Source organism: Helicobacter cetorum MIT 99-5656, assembly GCF_000259275.1.
Taxonomy (GTDB): Bacteria; Campylobacterota; Campylobacteria; order Campylobacterales; family Helicobacteraceae; genus Helicobacter; species Helicobacter cetorum.
The window spans coordinates 1,430,890-1,446,902 of record NC_017735.1; the positions used below are offsets into that span (position 1 = coordinate 1,430,890).

Genomic DNA, 16,013 nt, shown 5'->3' on the forward strand with positions numbered 1-16,013 from the left:
ATACTAAAATTTATTCCTAATTTAATTATGTTCTTAAATTCATCACAAAAAGGTAAGCGTTTTGAAAAATTTAACCCTACTCACTAACACCACATTCAAAGCTCTTTTTATAAGTGCAACCATAAGCATGCTCTTAGGTCTAAACCTAGTTGCTAAAGAATCTGCAATGGAGTCTAAGCAAGATGAGAACGCCAAGCATAAGCCTATGTCTCCTGTTACTAATGTTGCAATGACTAAATGCGACAATATCAAAGAATTTAACCCCAAACAAAAAGAAGTTTTACGCTTTGCGTATCAATTTGGCTCTAAAGAAAATTTAGGTTATGAATTAGCAAGCATTGCATGGAAAGAATCATGTGCGGGGACTTATAGAATCAATTTTTCTGACCCAAGTGCTGGAATTTATCATGCTTATATTCCAAGTGTGTTAAAAAGCTACGGACACAAGGACAGCCCTTTTTTACGCAATGTAATGGGTGAATTACTCATTCAAAACCATACCTTTGCTTCTGAAGTAGCCTTAAAAGAATTAGTCTATTGGAAAACACGCTATCAGGGTAATACGAAAAACATGATTAAATCCTACAACAAAGGCAGCCGCTGGGAAAGAAACCAAAAATCTAATGCCGATGCTGAAAAATACTATGAAGATATACAGGATAAAATCAGGCGTTTAAAAGAATCTAAAATCTTTGATTCACATGCTAAAGACGACCACAAATTACAAAAAAGTGCTAACAGCAATTTAGCACTAGACCCTATCGGCGATGTCATGCCCCAAACTTTAGCAAGTGGTGATAAAGCCCCACAAACCCCTACAAACCTAAATTCTCAAGTGGCTAAGGAAATAGCCAAAGAGCAACAAGAGATTAAAAAAATCAAAGAGTTGGAACACAAACCTGAGTATGTGGCCCAAGCCAACCACACTAACCTTATGCCCCCTAAGACTAAAGACGCCCATAAACCCAAGCACACTCAAAAAAACACTCAAAAATTAGCCAAACGCCCCCACAAAGGGGCTAAAGAGGTATGTAAACATTGCTCTAAGGGGCAAAAAAATGCGATTTTGGCTAATCGCATTACCCTTATGCAAGAGCCTTAAAAAGCCTAAATATGGCACAAAAAACTCTTCTCATTATTACTGACGGCATAGGGTATCGTAAAGATAGCGATTATAATGCCTTCTTTCATGCTAAAAAACCCACTTATGACTTGATGTTTGAAACTTTGCCTTATAGTCTCATTGACACACATGGCTTAAGCGTAGGCTTACCCAAAGGACAAATGGGAAATTCTGAAGTGGGGCATATGTGTATCGGGGCTGGTAGAGTGCTTTATCAAGATTTAGTCAAAATTTCTTTAAGTATTCAAAATGATGAGCTTAAAAACAACACCGCTTTTTTAGATACTATCCATAAAAGCAAGGTTGTTCATCTTATGGGGCTTATGAGTGATGGAGGCGTGCATTCACATATTGAGCATTTTATCGCTCTAGCACTAGAAAGTCAAAAACTCAATAAAAAAGTCCATTTACATTTAATCACTGATGGCAGAGATGTCGCTCCTAAAAGTGCTTTAACTTATTTAGAACAAATGCAAGCTATTTGTAATGAAAACATTCAAATCGCTACTCTTAGCGGACGATTTTACGCCATGGATAGAGACAAACGCTTTGAGAGAATTGAACTCGCTTATAACAGCCTAATGGGTCTTACAAATCCCACCTCTTTAAGCCCTAGTGAATATATCAAAAGTCAGTATAATGAAAATATCACCGATGAATTTATTTTACCCACTTGCTTTAAAGGTTATTTAGGCATGCAAGATGATGAGAGCTTTATTTTTGTAAACTTCAGAAATGATAGAGCTAAAGAAATAGTGAGTGCTTTAGGCGATAAAGATTTTAATGCTTTCAAGCGTCAAACTTTTAAAAAACTCCATATCGCTACCATGACGCCTTATGACAAAACATTTTCCTACCCTATTTTATTTCCTAAAGAAAACATTCAAAACACGCTCGCTGAAGTTGTCTCTTCTCACAACCTAACTCAAAGCCATATCGCTGAGACTGAAAAATACGCCCATGTAACTTTCTTTATCAATGGTGGAGTAGAGACCCCTTTTAAAAATGAAAATAGAGTGCTTATTGCTAGCCCTAAAGTGGCTACTTATGACTTAAAGCCTGAAATGAGTGCCAAAGAAGTAACCCTTGCAGTATTAGAACAAATGAAACTAGGCACTGATTTAATCATTGTTAATTTTGCTAATGGTGATATGGTGGGGCATACCGGAAATTTTGAAGCAAGCATAAAAGCTGTAGAAGTGGTAGATGAATGCTTAGGAAAAATCCTTTCATTAGCTAAAGAATTAGATTATGCCATGCTTTTAACAAGCGACCATGGAAATTGCGAGCATATGAAAGATGAGAACCATAATCCCTTAACCAATCACACCGCTGGAAGTGTGTATTGCTTTGTTTTAGGAAATGGTGTCAAAGCCTTAAAAAACGGAGCCTTAAACAACATCGCTAGTAGCGTTCTGAAACTTATGGGTATTAAAGCCCCAGAAGTCATGGATGAACCCCTATTTTAAATCAAAGGAAAAACAATGCAAATTGATGATAAATTATTACAACGCTTAGAAAAATTAAGCATGCTAGAGATTAAAGATGAGCATAAAGAAAGTGTTAAAAGCCATTTAGCTGAGACTTTAGGCTTTGTAGAAAATATTTTTGCTTTAGAAACAAGCGATTTAAACACTAACACCAAGCTAAGCACCCCCCTAAGAGAAGATATAGCACAAAATGAGCCTAGCGTAGCACAAGATATTTTAAATCAAAGCAAGCACAGCCACGATAACTACTTCATTGTGCCTAAGATTATTGAATAGGCATATAACAGAGTATTTAATATCAAGTCAAAAACACTTGATTCTACCATTTAAAATCAATTTGAAATAGACATAGAAATGTTTCATTTTGACCCCCTTATTTATATCAAACACCATTTTTATTTGACCTAATTCTTAATAAACTGCTTTTTATGATAAAGTCTAAGCCCTATAAGAAATCAATTTGCATTTTTCTCATTTTTACAAACTTTTATGCTAACTTTTAAAAATTTTCATAATCTTGTTTACTTTTTCATTATCATTTATGCTATAATAATAAGACAAATTTAAATTAACACGAAGGAGATTTTATGTTATCACAAGATACCATTAAATTACTAAACGAACAAGTCAATAAGGAAATGAACGCTTCTAACTTGTATATGAGCATGAGTTCATGGTGCTATACCCATAGCTTAGATGGCGCGGGACTTTTCTTGTTTGACCATGCGGCTGAAGAATATGAGCATGCCAAAAAGCTTATCGTATTCTTAAATGAAAACAATGTGCCTGTGCAATTAAACAATATTAATGCCCCTGAGCATAAGTTTGAAAATTTAATCCAAATTTTCCAAAAAGCATACGCCCATGAGCAACATATCAGTGAGTCTATCAGCAATATAGTAGACCACGCTTTAAAAAGCAAGGACTATGCGACTTTCAATTTCTTGCAATGGTATGTGGCTGAGCAACACGAAGAAGAAGTGCTTTTCAAGGATATTTTAGATAAAATTGAGTTGATTGGCAATGAAAGCCATGGCTTGTATTTAGCTGACCAGTATATCAAAGGGATTGCTAAAAACAAGAAAGCTTAATTTAAGGTTATTGAGTGCAAAAACTAGCCGTTTTTGATTTTGATTCCACGCTTGTAGATGCCGAGAGTATTGAATGCTTAGCAAGGGCGTGGGGGGTGTTTGATGAAGTGAGAGAAATCACTTCAAAAGCCATGAATGGCGAGATAGATTTTCACAAAAGTCTTGTTTTAAGGGTGTCCAAACTCAAAAACATGCCCTTAGAGTTAGCCAAAGAAGTTTGCGAAAATCTAGCTTTGTTTGAAGGAGCGACTGAGTTAATCAATGCTCTAAAAGAGAAAAATTACAAGGTGGTTTGCTTTAGTGGGGGCTTTGATTTAGCAACGAATTATTACAGAGATTTATTAAACCTAGATGCGAGTTTTAGCAACACACTTTGTGTAGAAAATGACACATTAAATGGTTTAGTAACAGGACACATGATGTTTTCGCACTCCAAAGGCACAATGCTACTAGCTTTACAACGCTTGCTTAATATCAGCAAAGAAAACACCTTGGTTGTAGGTGATGGGGCGAATGATTTGAGCATGTTTAAGCATGCTCATACAAAAATCGCCTTTAATGCTAAAGAAGTTCTAAAAAAGCATGCCACACATTGCATTAATGAACCTAATTTAGCTCTGATTATTCCTTATATTTGAATACCCGTTTCGTTTTTTTTTTTGTAAAATACTCTCTTTATTGTTCAACAAAAAATAAGGATAAAAATGTTCCAACCATTATTAGACGCTTTTATGGATAGCACTCAAATTGAAGAAGTTTCTTCTAAACCCCCACTTAACATAGCTGTAGCGAATTGGTGGACTGGAAATGAAACAGAAGCAGAAGAGTTTAAATACTTTATCTTGTATCCCATCTTAAGCCAGCATTATGAAATCACTTTACACGCAAACCCTAATAAGCCTACAGACATTGTTTTTAGTAATCCGCTTGGAGCAACCAGAAACATTTTATCCTATCCAAATACTAAACGAATTTTTTACACAAGCGAAAATCAAGTGCCTGATTTCAACCTTTTTGATTATGCTATAGGCTTTGATGAATTGGAATTTAAAGAACGCTACTTGAGAATGCCTTTATATTACGCCCAACTTCATAGGTGTGCTGAACTAACTAACGACACCACTTCGCCTTACAAACTCAAACCTAATAGTCCTTATTCTCAAACAAAACCTACCCATCATTTTAAAACAAACCACCCGCACTTATGCTCTGTAGTAAATGGCGACATTGACCCCCTTAAAAGAGAATTTGCAAGTTTTGTAGCCAGCAATAGTCAAGCTCCTGTAAGAAATGCTTTCTATGATGCTTTGAGCTCTGTCGGTGCGATTGCGGGGGGGGGGGGGTAAATAATACCTTAGGCTATAAAGTTCCAAATAAAACAGAATTTCTAAGTCAATACAAATTTAATCTCTGTTTTGAAAATTCTTTGGGCTATGGCTATGTAACAGAGAAAATCATAGACGCTTATTTTAGTCATACTATTCCTATCTATTGGGGAAGTCCTAGTGTGGCTAAAGATTTTAACCCTAAAAGTTTTGTGAATGTGCATGATTTTAAAGATTTTAGAGAAGCGATTGATTATGTGAGATACCTGCATACACATGATAACGCCTATTTAGATATGTTATATGAAAATCCTTTAAATTCTGTTAATGGCAAGCCTTGTTTTTATCAAGACTTGAGTTTTAAAAAGATTTTAGATTTCTTTAAGAATATCTTAGAGAATGGTGAGATTTACCATGATAACCCTTTCATTTGGTATCGTGATTTGTATGAGCCGTTATTATCTATAGACGCAACCAAAGAAGAACTTGAAGCCACTAAAGAAGAATTGTCTCTGTTAAAAATGGATTATGAGAATTTGAAATCCAAGCATGACCACATTCTACAAAACGCCTTACCTTTATTAGATTTATCTCAAAACCTATCTTTTAAAATCTATCGCAAGCTGTATCAAAAATTATCGCCTTTGCTTCGTATAGCTAGAAAGCTGATTAAATAAGTTAAATCTAATTCAAAAAATCAAGCGCCACTTTAAAATGTGTCAAGGCTTCTTTTTTGAGCGTTGGGTTTTTGAGCATGTCTTCTAAAGCATGCGTGCTTAAAAACCGTTTTGCTTTTAAGCTCACCATGCGACCAAACGACTCTTCTTTAGAGAGATTTAAAAGGTATTTGAGCAAGGTCTCGCCAAATACAATTACCAGTTTTGAAACACTACTATCTAACTGCCATATTAAATGGGGCAAGCAAGCATTGATTTCTTCTTCTAGATTAAGGCTATTAGAATTGCATTTAAGAAGCGATAAAATATTACAATCTCTCAAAGAAGCATGAAAAACTTTTTGAATAATGTTCTGTAGCATCATTGCCTTCAAATTATCTAAAAAATTTAATTGAGTATCTAGCATGGGAGTGAGCGTAATAAAAGTGAGCTTGGATTGAGGGTTAAAAAGCCCAGCAACAGGCCTTGAGTTTTGATGGCGTTTGCATAAATTGCAATTTTCTACACTCTCATGGACTTGTTTATTAAGGGGCTTAGTGGGGGTTTTTGTAGGACTAATATTTGTATAGGTTTCACCCAAAAGACGCTCCATATAAAGAGAGCGTAAGGTTTTTAAATTTTCCAAAAGTCTTAGTCTTTGTGCTTTTTGAAAGTATGAGGGCTTAGCATGTTTTCTGGCTTAAAAATATCATCTAATTGTTCTTTGGTTAAGATTTTCTTTTCTAGAGTGATGTCATAGATAGAGCGGCCGCTTTTCAAAGCTTCTTTAGCAATGGAAGCGGATTTTTCATAGCCAATGTGAGGGTTGAGTGCGGTAACAATGCCGATACTATTAAACACATAATCGCTACAAATCTTCTCATTAGCCGTAATACCTTCTACACATTTAGTCGTTAAAGTTTCAATCGCACGCCCTAAAATCACAAAAGAATGGAATAGTTTGTAAGCAATGACAGGCTCAAACACATTCAATTGTAATTGTCCACCTTCTGCGGCTAGTGCCACACTCAAATCATTTCCGATTACCGCAAAGCACACTTGATTAACTACCTCTGGAATTACAGGGTTAACCTTACCAGGCATTATGGAACTACCCGGTTGCATTTTAGGCAAATTAATTTCGTTTAGCCCCGCTCTAGGACCTGAACTTAACAATCTTAAGTCATTACAAATCTTAGAAAGTTTTACAGCAATACGCTTTAATACCCCGCTCACTTGCACATACGCTCCCGTGCTTTGAGTGGCTTCTATTAAGTTATGAGCGACCACAAAAGGGCGACCCGTTACTTCTTGGATTTTCTTTTCAATCAAGCCACGATAATCAGGGTGCGAATTGATTCCTGTGCCAATAGCAGTGCCACCTAAATTAAGCTCTCTTACCCAATTTCTAGCGTCTAAAACTTGCTCAATATCCTTATCAATCATCAAAGCATAAGTTTCAAACTCTTGCCCTAAAGTCATAGGCACAGCGTCTTGAAGCTGGGTGCGCCCCATTTTAATCACATGAGAAAATTCCTTAGCTTTTTTGGCAAAAACATCGCGCAAGGCTTTCATGGGAGCTACCAAATTGCTCAATCGCTCATAAATGGCAATTTTTAAAGCACTAGGATAGGCATCATTTGTAGATTGAGAGCGGTTAACATGGTCATTAGGGTGGCAAAATTCATACTCGCCCTTTTTATGCCCCATGTATTCTAAAGCTAAATTAGAAATGACTTCATTCACATTCATGTTAGTGCTTGTGCCAGCCCCCCCTTGAATCATATCTACAATGAACTGGTCATGGTGCTTGTCATCTATCAACAAATCGCATGCATGACAAATAGCAATCTTAACTTTTTCATCAATCAAACCCAACTCTGCATTAGCTAGAGCGGCTGCTTTTTTGACTTGAGCAAAAGACCTAATAAAAATAGGGTAGCTAGAAAGCTTGTCATTAGTGATAAAAAAATTCTCACTCGCTCTTAAAGTTTGAATCCCATAATAAACTTCGTTGCTAATTTCCATTTCTCCGATGAAATCATGTTCAATGCGCATGAAAGCTCCTTGTGTAGTAAAATATTGTGGCTATTGTAACCAAACTTTGAGTTACTTTTCTTTTAAACGCTTGATTTTTACCCCCAAGGCACTCATTTTGTTCTCTAAGCTCTCATAACCCCTATCCAAGTGATAAATTCTATGCACCCTACTCACGCCTTGAGCTACTAAAGCGGCTAAAATGAGAGCTGAAGAAGCCCTTAAATCAGTCGCCATCACATCACTTCCTGTAAGCTCTGTAGAGCCACTAATGGTAGCAATATTAGTCTTTAAACTGATATTAGCCCCTAAGCGTTGCAATTCGCTTGCATGCATGAAGCGGTTTTCAAACAAGGTTTCTTGAATAATGCTAGTCCCCAAACATTGTGTGGCTAATGCCATAAATTGCGCTTGCATATCAGTCGGAAAACCCGGATATTCTTGAGTGGTAATTTCAAACGCATGGCGTTTATTGGTAGGATAAATTTCTATAGAATTTTTTTGAATGTCTAATTTAAAACCGATTTCTATAAGCTTGTCTGAAATGGCTTGAAGATGATTTGGCATGACATTTTCAATTTTAAGCTGGCAATTAGAGATAGCCCCTACGCATAAATAAGTGCCTGCTTCAATCCTATCAGGAATGATTTGAATATCTTTTAGCCTTAACGCTTCGTTTTCTGTGCCTCTAATTTTCAACTCACTTGTGCCTATGCCCTCAATCTCTACCCCCCCACTTTGTAAAAATTCACATAATTGAGTGATTTCTGGCTCCTTAGCGGCGTTGATAATGCGTGTTGTGCCTTTGGCTAAACTTGCTGCCATAAGGGCATTCTCTGTGCCTGTAACGGTGATTTTATCAAATAAAATATCATTACCTTTTAAACCCTTAGGAGCTTTTGCATGAATATAACCCTGCTCAATTTTGATTTCAGCCCCTAATTGTTGCATAGCTTTTAGGTGTAAATCCACAGGGCGAGTGCCTATAGCACACCCACCAGGCAAGCTCACTAAGCATTCTTTAAAGCGTGCTAGTAAAGGACCTAGAACCAAGATAGAAGCACGCATTTTACGCACCAAATCATAAGTGGCTTCGGTGTGATGGAGGTTTTTTGTGCAAGCCTTAAGCGTATGAGTATCAAGCCACTCTAACTCTACGCCTAAATTTTGCAATAACAATGCCATAGCCTTTATATCTGCCACTATAGGCAAAGCCCTTATTTTGACTTCTTGTTGGCTTAAAAGTGTGGCGGCTAAGATAGGAAGGGCGGCATTTTTAGCCCCTGAAATATTGATAGTGCCTTTTAAAGGGCTTTGTCCTACAATCTCTAAAAAATCCAATTCTATCCTTTTTTTCTTTGTTTTTAAGGGCTAAGCCTGTCGCATTAGAAATCTTTTGCTGGTAATTTGGGTTAGCACTTTCTAAATCCTGTCCAAAATTAATCGCATTTTCTAATTCAAAAAATTCTGAAGCCACCAAAATTTGTATCGTGTCTAGCCATAGACTCTCTTTGTCTTTGGGGCAAATTTTAAAATGCTTATAAAAGCTGTCTTTAAGTTTTTGTAGGGCTTGCTCGCTTTTAAGGCTCTTAACTTGCTGGTGCAAACTTTCTAAAGACACGCTTTTTTTAGGCAATTCCTGCTTTAATGGGGCGCGAGAAAATCTCCACGCAAGCCCAATTAATAGCACAGGGAGCAAACATAAAAACAAGCTCAAATACATGTAAGCGTAATAAGTTAAACTACCCATAATTTATAAGCGTTTTTTATAATACGCATTAGTCGCTTCAATATAGCCTTCTACGCTTCCACAATCATAGCGTTTGCCTTTGAATTGATAGGCGATAATGCGTTTTTGTTTAGCTTGAGTTAAAAGGGCGTCTGTAATTTGGATTTCATTATTTTTACCGGGTTTAGTCATACGCAAAATATCAAAAATATCAGGGGTTAGAATGTAACGCCCTATCACAGCCAAATTGCTTGGGGCGGCTTCTTGACTAGGTTTTTCAACCATATCTTTAATCTCATACACCCCATCTTCTAATAATTCGCCCTTAATCACGCCGTATTTTGAGACTTCTTCTAACGCCACTTCTTCAATGGCAACAATGGGGCATTGATATTTTTGATACAAGGTCGTCATTTGCTTTAAGACACTTGGATGTTCGTTGCTTGTGCATAAATCATCAGCCAAAATCACCGCAAAAGGCTCATTGCCTATAAGGGCTTCTCCGGTTAATATCGCATGCCCTAGACCCTTCATTTGTTTTTGTCGCACATAGGAAAAACAGCATTTTTCTATGATATTGCGGATGCTTTTTAAGGCGTTCTCTTTGCTTGTGCCTTGAATTTGATGCTCTATTTCATAACTCGTATCAAAATAATTTTCTAGGCTTCGCTTGTTTCTGCCTGTAACAATCGCCATGACTTCACAGCCTGCTTGCATAGCTTCTTCCACAGCATATTGCATTAAAGGTTTATCTACAATAGGCAACATCTCTTTAGGAATGGTTTTAGTAATCGGTAAAAAGCGTGTGCCATAGCCAGCGGCAGGGAAAAGACATTTTTTAATCATTTTTTATCCTTTAAGTTAAGAGTTTGTTGTAAAAATGCATCAACAGGAATAAAATTTCCAAAAATTTCTTGATAAATCAAGTAATTTGCCATGACCTTAAAGCCATACAAGCGAGTCTCGCTATAAGGCACAAGCTCCATACTAAGCCATGGCTCAAAGCGATTCTTCTCTTTAAATCGTTTGGAGCTTTCTAACCACCTTCGCAAAAACCCAGGCCCAGCATTATAAGCATAGGCTACAAAAAGGGGGTGGTTAAATTCTTTTTTCAAATGGTTTAAATAGTAATTGCCAAATTTAAGAGCGATATTTGGGTTAAACATGTCGTTTAAATCAATGTTTTCTAGACCTAGGTTTTTAGCAAAAGGCTCTACATTAAAGGGCATAATTTGCATAAGCCCTAAAGCAAAAGAGCGAGAGATTAAAGCAGGGAGCAAGAAACTTTCTTGCCTAGCAATCGCATAAGCCATCGCTTTTTCATCGTTATTTTGCCACGCAATAATGCCTTCATAGGGGGAAAGATAGTAATAGAGCCTGTCTTTATTGCGTTCTCTCAAAAGATAGGTGAGTTCTGGGGCACTTTTTTCATAATGCAGAGATTTAAGCGTGTTGTTAAAAGCCGCTTCATCTTGTAAGCTCAGGGCTTTTTCTTTAAAATTTTGCCACAAAAAGGGGTCGCTTGTGTTAAAGGGGGGATTTTTCTTGCTTAAATTTTGAATGCTTGAAATGATACGATAATTAGGTGCGATTTCCAGCTTGTGGCTCGCATAAATGCTGTAGAGATTTAAAGCATCGCTTTTTGAGAGACGCTCCAAAGTTTTTTTCTTTTTAGAAACCAAGTATTGCCAAAAAATAGCCCTGTCTCTCAAAAAAACATCATCTTTAGTAGCGGCTTCAGAGCGTTCAAAATACTTGAGTGCTTTAGAAGGTTTTTTTCGTAAAATTTCATTGATGCCTAAAATAAAAAAGGTTTGTGCGTTGCTATGAGTAGCGTTACTCTTAGCTAGAGCATCTTTGAAATGGTTTAATTTAGGGTCTAGGATAACTTGATAAATTAAGCGATTAAACGCTGGATAATTTTCATCTAAAAGGCGGTTTAACTCTTTAATAGAAATGGGCTCTTCAAAGATTTGAAGCTTTTTTTCATAGCTTAAGTGGTTAAATAATGCACTAAAAACCTGTGCATTAGCCTTAAACATAGAAACGCTAATGTTTCTACTTTGCAAAAGAGTTAGTTCTTCATAAAGAATGGGGTAGGATTCTTTGATTTTTTCCTGTAAAGGTTTGAGCGTTTTAAGAGAGATTTTATCAAAATCCTTGATTTTTGATTTTAAAGCTATGGCAATACAGCTTGCTTGGAGGGTGTTTATTTCTTCTAGTGCGTTTTCTAAAGTGATTTGTTTGCAATGAATATCTTCAGGCATTTTGACATTAGGGTTTTTCTCTAAATTTTCTAAGCCTTTTTCATGCATGGCCTTTTGTAAGGCACTATTTTTATTTTGGGTTAATTCATAGGCTTTTTTGGCGTTTTCTAAACTTGTCTTTTTATCGCTAATGTAACGCCATAAATAGTAGTCTCTAGCAATTCCAGCAGGCTTTTTTTCTAAATCTTTCAAGCTCAACTCTGTTTTAGAAAAACTAATGCCAAGCATACCAATAAAAAACAAGACAAGAAAACGCATAATATTATTTCTTTAGAGATTTTTTGCGAGCATAAAGAGCCATTGAATGAAAGTCAAATCTAGAAATTTCAAAACAATAATCACCACTAAGGGAGCAAAATCTAGTCCATTATACACGAGTTTGAATTTAGAACGCAAGAAATAAAACACCGGCTCACACAAGCGAGCAAGAATTTGCACGACAGGATTATTAGGGTTAGGTTGCACAAAGCTTAGAAGTGAATAAATAATGATTACCCACATATACAGCGTAATGAGTGAGCTTAGAATGACGGCTACAGCATTAATGAGAGTGGAAAATATCATGCTTTTAGCCTTAAGATTTCTTTATAATGGCTTTGAATATAAGGAAAAATCAAAGGCAATTCAATGCCATGTGAGTTTCCGGTTAAAAGAATGCGTAAGGGTTTGAAAAAGTCCTTACCCTTAAGCTCGCTTAAATTCATGCTATCTTTTTTGAAACTTTCAAAATCGCTGTAGGCTTGAAAATCCATGGTTTTAAGGGCGTTAAAAAGCACTAAGCAACGCTCTTTAAAGTCTTCGTTTTCATAAGTTCTAACAATATCTTTTGGCTCTAAAAACAACGAAATTTTTTCTTTTAATTCTAAAAGAGTGTCGCTCTCTTCTACAAATAATCTTAAAAGCCCTAAAAGACTAATATCCTTTATTTGAGTAAGCTCTAGTAATTTTTCATCATCTAAAAGTTTCAAATGCTCGTGGTTTAAATGCTTTAAGTATTTCAAATTAAAATGCGCCGGTGAGTTAGAAAGACTTTCTAAATTAAACCAAACAATTGCTTCTTCTAAAGTAAAAACTTCCTTAGGCACTTTGTTACCGATAGTGATGAGATAATTAACAATCGCAGTGGGTAAAAACCCCTGTTTTAAGAGCCATTTCACACTTGATGCTTCATCTCTCTTACTCATCTTTTTACCACTTATCTCATCTAAGATAATGGGTAAATGAGCGTAAGTAATAGGATTAGTTGAACCTAAAGCTTGTTGAATTAAAATTTGTTTAGGGGTATTACTCACATGGTCTTCGCCCCTAATAATAAAACTAATTTCATAGAGCAAATCATCGCACGCACAAGCGAAGTTATAAGTAGGACTCTTATCTTTTCTTAAAAGCACAAAAGAATCTAATTCATAAGGCTCAAATTTCACTTCTTTTTTAATCACATCATTAAAAGACATGGCATTTTGCGGAGCTTTTAAACGCACAACAGGGTTATTATGCTTACCTTTTTCCAAAGTCGCCCACTCATCTAAATACCTAAAAGGGCGTTTTTCATTCTTGGCTTTTTCTTTTTCTTTTTCCAAAAATTCCGTGCTTGCATAACACAAAAACGCCTTATTTTCTTTAAGCAATTTTTCTGCCATATCTCTATGATAATTTAAATTATGGCTTTGATAAATAAGCTTGTCAAAGCATATTCCCATAAGCTTTAAAATCTCTAAAATCTCTTGGTCTTTTCCTTCAATGTTTCGCTCTTTGTCTGTGTCTTCAATGCGGATTAAAAAGGGTTTGTTCTGCTGTTTAGCCACAATATAATTAAAAATGGCTGCTCTTAAATTCCCTATGTGCATATCTCCTGTAGGCGAAGGCGCAAAACGAAGCATAAAAACCCTTTATTAAATAAAATGATGTGTAATTATACTCTAAGAATACTTAATCAAACTTGTTTAAGTGTTTTCTAAACTCTCTTTAAAACCCATTAAAAAGTCATGCACGCCAAGGGTTTGTTTTAAAAACTCTGCATATAAAATGGGGCGTAAGCGTTTAGGAATGCTTAATTTTCTAGCCTTATCTTTAAAGTCTTTTGGCATGCTTAAAATTTTAGGCCCTTTATGGGCGATAAAAACAAGCTCATTATTACTTTCAATGATAAATTTTTGAGCGATTTCTAAGCTAAAAAAAGAGCGTTTGACTTCTTCTTTTTGAGAAAAACTGAGTAAATACCCCTTTTGTTTTAAGATTTTATCTAAGGTAAAAAGGGCATTTTGTGAGTGCTTGAAAAAAGTAATCGCATGAATTTGTGAAATTTGAGTAAGGGGGTAAAGCTGTTCTTTTTCTTTGTCCAAGAATTTAAAACTTTTGATGATACCCTTAGAATAATTTTGCATTAAAGAATTAGCGTAATTTTTTCTAAAAAAATTGCGTTTGAATTTTAAAGAAGTGTTAGTGCTATCTTCAAAAAAAATCAAATCTTTAGCAAGGGTTTTAATTTTGTCTTTAGGGGTGTAGAGTAAGGGGCGCGTAATGCTGTATTGCGCTCTTTTTTCATGCACTTGAAAGCTTAAAAGCGTATTAAGTCCAGCCCCCTTGCTTAGTTGCATTAAAAACCATTCTAGCCTATCATTTAGGTGGTGCGCTAAAATCAAATGTTTGTAGGAATGCTCTTTAATAAGCTTTTCAAAAAAATCATAACGCACTTTTCTGGCTTGCATTTCAAAATTATGCGTGATTTTAGAAGCGTAATGAATGTGGCATTTTTTATGGTGTGTTTGAGCTAATTTTTGAGCGTATTGAATAATCTCAAGGCGTTTTTCTTGCGTGTTATAATCCACTAAAGCGATGTCAAAATCAATATCTTCTTTGACTAAGAGATGAAACAAGAAACTAGAATCAATCCCGCCAGAAAAGCCTAGTAAATTCTTGCTCTCTCTTAAAGGTTCTAAATAGGTTTTAAAATCTTGCACTTTTTTAAGCTATTTTTAAAAGGAACTTAAAACCTTAGCCATTAAAATATTGTCTTTAAATTCACTAGGCATAATCGTATAATGCCCAGGTTTTAAAGGGGTATCTAGCTCGCTATCATTAATTAAGATTTCGCCATCTACTTCAGGCACCCATCTCAAATCCCTTGCTTTGTAAAAATACTCACCTTCCTTGCCTTCAACTAATGCCTTGATAGGTTTATTCAATAACGCCTTAAAGGAATTATGTTGGTGCTTTAAAGCGATTTTATTTAGGGCTTTAATGCGAGCGTTTATAATTTTTTTAGGCACTTGCTCTAAAGAATAGGCATGCGTATTTTCTTCAGCACTAAAAGCAAAGATATTTAATCTGTCAAATTTAAAATCATCTAAAAATGCGCTTAATTCTTCAAATTCGCTCTCAGTTTCTTCTGGGTGCCCTACAATAATGGTGCTTCTTATAAAGCTCTCTTTAACCTGTTTCATCGCGTTTAAAAGTTTTAGATGGTGTGCTTTATTAGAGTTACGACGCATTTTTTTAAGCATAGAATCGCTGATATGCTGTATAGGCATGTCAAAATAATTTTGAAAAATAGGCGAATTTGCAATCGTTTCAATAAGCTCTATGGTAGTGCTAGATGGATAGAGATATAAAATGCGTGCACTTTTTAAGGCTTGTTGCTTATCAATAGCTTGGATAAGCTCTATTAACCCATCTTTTTGCCCCTTATCATACAAAAATGAGCTAGAATCTTGAGCGATAAAGGTCATATCACTATAGCCTTTGAGAGCTAAATCTTCTACTTCTTTTAGAATGGAGTCTAATTCTCTGCTATGCAATTTCCCCTTAAAGCTAGGAATAGCACAAAAAGAGCATTTTTGATTACAGCCTTCAGAGATTTTAATGTAAGCATGCACGCTAGAGCCAGTGATAATGCGCGCGTTATAATGCTCGCTCAAAAACACTTGTTCGCTAAATTGATTTTGTTTTTTAGCAATCAAAACATCAATTTTGTCATAATCGCCCACACCGGTAAAAATATCCACTTCAGGAATCAACTCTTTGATTTCATCTTTATAGCGTTCGCTCAAACACCCACTTGCAATTAAAATGGCATCATCTTTTTTATCTTTAGCGGCATTTAAAATCGTTTGAATACTCTCTTGTTTAGCGCTTTCAATAAAGCCACAAGTATTAATCACAATCACATCAGCGTTTTTAGTATCATTAGTGAGCGTGTAGTTATAGAGCTTGCCTAACATCACTTCTGAATCCACTAGGTTTTTAGAACAACCTAATGAAATCAAACAAAGCTGTTTGTTTTCTTTTGTTTGCAT

14 protein-coding genes and 2 pseudogenes are annotated in these 16,013 nt (G+C 35.8%); 6 read left to right on the top strand and 10 right to left on the bottom strand.

Annotated elements, in window-relative coordinates; all coding sequences use genetic code 11:
• The first annotated feature begins 61 nt into the window (after window positions 1-61).
• The 6 genes and pseudogenes from HCD_RS06740 (at window position 62) to HCD_RS06765 (ending at window position 5,706) form a co-directional block, all read left to right on the top strand.
• On the top strand, window positions 62-1,102 hold the full coding sequence (locus HCD_RS06740) for a hypothetical protein (protein WP_014659822.1): 1,041 nt from the start codon (window positions 62-64) through the stop codon (window positions 1,100-1,102).
• Between the two features lie 11 nt (window positions 1,103-1,113).
• A complete protein-coding gene (gene gpmI, locus HCD_RS06745) occupies window positions 1,114-2,592 on the top strand; it encodes a 2,3-bisphosphoglycerate-independent phosphoglycerate mutase (RefSeq protein ID WP_014659823.1) in 1,479 nt (492 codons plus the stop codon).
• Between the two features lie 15 nt (window positions 2,593-2,607).
• Complete coding sequence (gene gatC, locus HCD_RS06750; RefSeq protein ID WP_014659824.1) at window positions 2,608-2,889, top strand: Asp-tRNA(Asn)/Glu-tRNA(Gln) amidotransferase subunit GatC; 282 nt, start codon at window positions 2,608-2,610, stop codon at window positions 2,887-2,889.
• 311 nt (window positions 2,890-3,200) lie between these two features.
• Window positions 3,201-3,704, top strand: coding sequence for a ferritin (locus tag HCD_RS06755; protein WP_014659825.1), 504 nt, complete (start codon window positions 3,201-3,203; stop codon window positions 3,702-3,704).
• Between the two features lie 14 nt (window positions 3,705-3,718).
• Window positions 3,719-4,342: a phosphoserine phosphatase SerB gene (gene serB / locus HCD_RS06760; RefSeq protein WP_014659826.1), complete on the top strand. Its 624-nt coding sequence runs from the start codon at window positions 3,719-3,721 to the stop codon at window positions 4,340-4,342.
• 66 nt (window positions 4,343-4,408) lie between these two features.
• Window positions 4,409-5,706: pseudogene (locus HCD_RS06765) on the top strand (glycosyltransferase family 10 domain-containing protein).
• Between the two features lie 7 nt (window positions 5,707-5,713).
• Here HCD_RS06765 and HCD_RS06770 read toward each other — a convergent pair.
• The 10 genes and pseudogenes from HCD_RS06770 to rimO form a co-directional block, all read right to left on the bottom strand.
• Window positions 5,714-6,298 carry a uracil-DNA glycosylase family protein gene (locus tag HCD_RS06770; protein WP_041594934.1) on the bottom strand — a complete coding sequence of 195 codons (585 nt, stop codon included), beginning with the start codon at window positions 6,296-6,298 and terminating at the stop codon, window positions 5,714-5,716.
• A gap of 38 nt (window positions 6,299-6,336) precedes the next feature.
• Complete coding sequence (gene aspA / locus HCD_RS06775) at window positions 6,337-7,743, bottom strand: aspartate ammonia-lyase (protein WP_014659830.1); 1,407 nt, start codon at window positions 7,741-7,743, stop codon at window positions 6,337-6,339.
• 51 nt (window positions 7,744-7,794) lie between these two features.
• Window positions 7,795-9,063 (bottom strand): UDP-N-acetylglucosamine 1-carboxyvinyltransferase, encoded by a 1,269-nt coding sequence (gene murA, locus HCD_RS06780; RefSeq protein ID WP_014659831.1) that lies wholly within the window; start codon window positions 9,061-9,063, stop codon window positions 7,795-7,797.
• Between the two features lie 7 nt (window positions 9,064-9,070).
• A pseudogene (locus tag HCD_RS06785) lies at window positions 9,071-9,472 on the bottom strand (UDP-N-acetylglucosamine 1-carboxyvinyltransferase); the annotation flags it as partial.
• Between the two features lie 3 nt (window positions 9,473-9,475).
• Complete coding sequence (galU, locus tag HCD_RS06790) at window positions 9,476-10,297, bottom strand: UTP--glucose-1-phosphate uridylyltransferase GalU (RefSeq protein WP_014659833.1); 822 nt, start codon at window positions 10,295-10,297, stop codon at window positions 9,476-9,478.
• On the bottom strand, window positions 10,294-11,976 hold the full coding sequence (locus tag HCD_RS06795) for a lytic transglycosylase domain-containing protein (RefSeq protein WP_014659834.1): 1,683 nt from the start codon (window positions 11,974-11,976) through the stop codon (window positions 10,294-10,296). Before HCD_RS06795 ends, galU begins: the two co-directional genes overlap by 4 nt.
• Before the next feature lie 12 nt (window positions 11,977-11,988).
• A complete protein-coding gene (locus HCD_RS06800) occupies window positions 11,989-12,282 on the bottom strand; it encodes a YggT family protein (RefSeq protein WP_014659835.1) in 294 nt (97 codons plus the stop codon).
• A complete protein-coding gene (gltX, locus tag HCD_RS06805; RefSeq protein ID WP_014659836.1) occupies window positions 12,279-13,598 on the bottom strand; it encodes a glutamate--tRNA ligase in 1,320 nt (439 codons plus the stop codon). Before gltX ends, HCD_RS06800 begins: the two co-directional genes overlap by 4 nt.
• Window positions 13,599-13,661: 63 nt before the next feature.
• Window positions 13,662-14,678 carry a tRNA lysidine(34) synthetase TilS gene (gene tilS, locus HCD_RS06810; RefSeq protein ID WP_014659837.1) on the bottom strand — a complete coding sequence of 339 codons (1,017 nt, stop codon included), beginning with the start codon at window positions 14,676-14,678 and terminating at the stop codon, window positions 13,662-13,664.
• Window positions 14,679-14,693: 15 nt separating this feature from the next.
• Complete coding sequence (gene rimO / locus HCD_RS06815; protein ID WP_014659838.1) at window positions 14,694-16,013, bottom strand: 30S ribosomal protein S12 methylthiotransferase RimO; 1,320 nt, start codon at window positions 16,011-16,013, stop codon at window positions 14,694-14,696.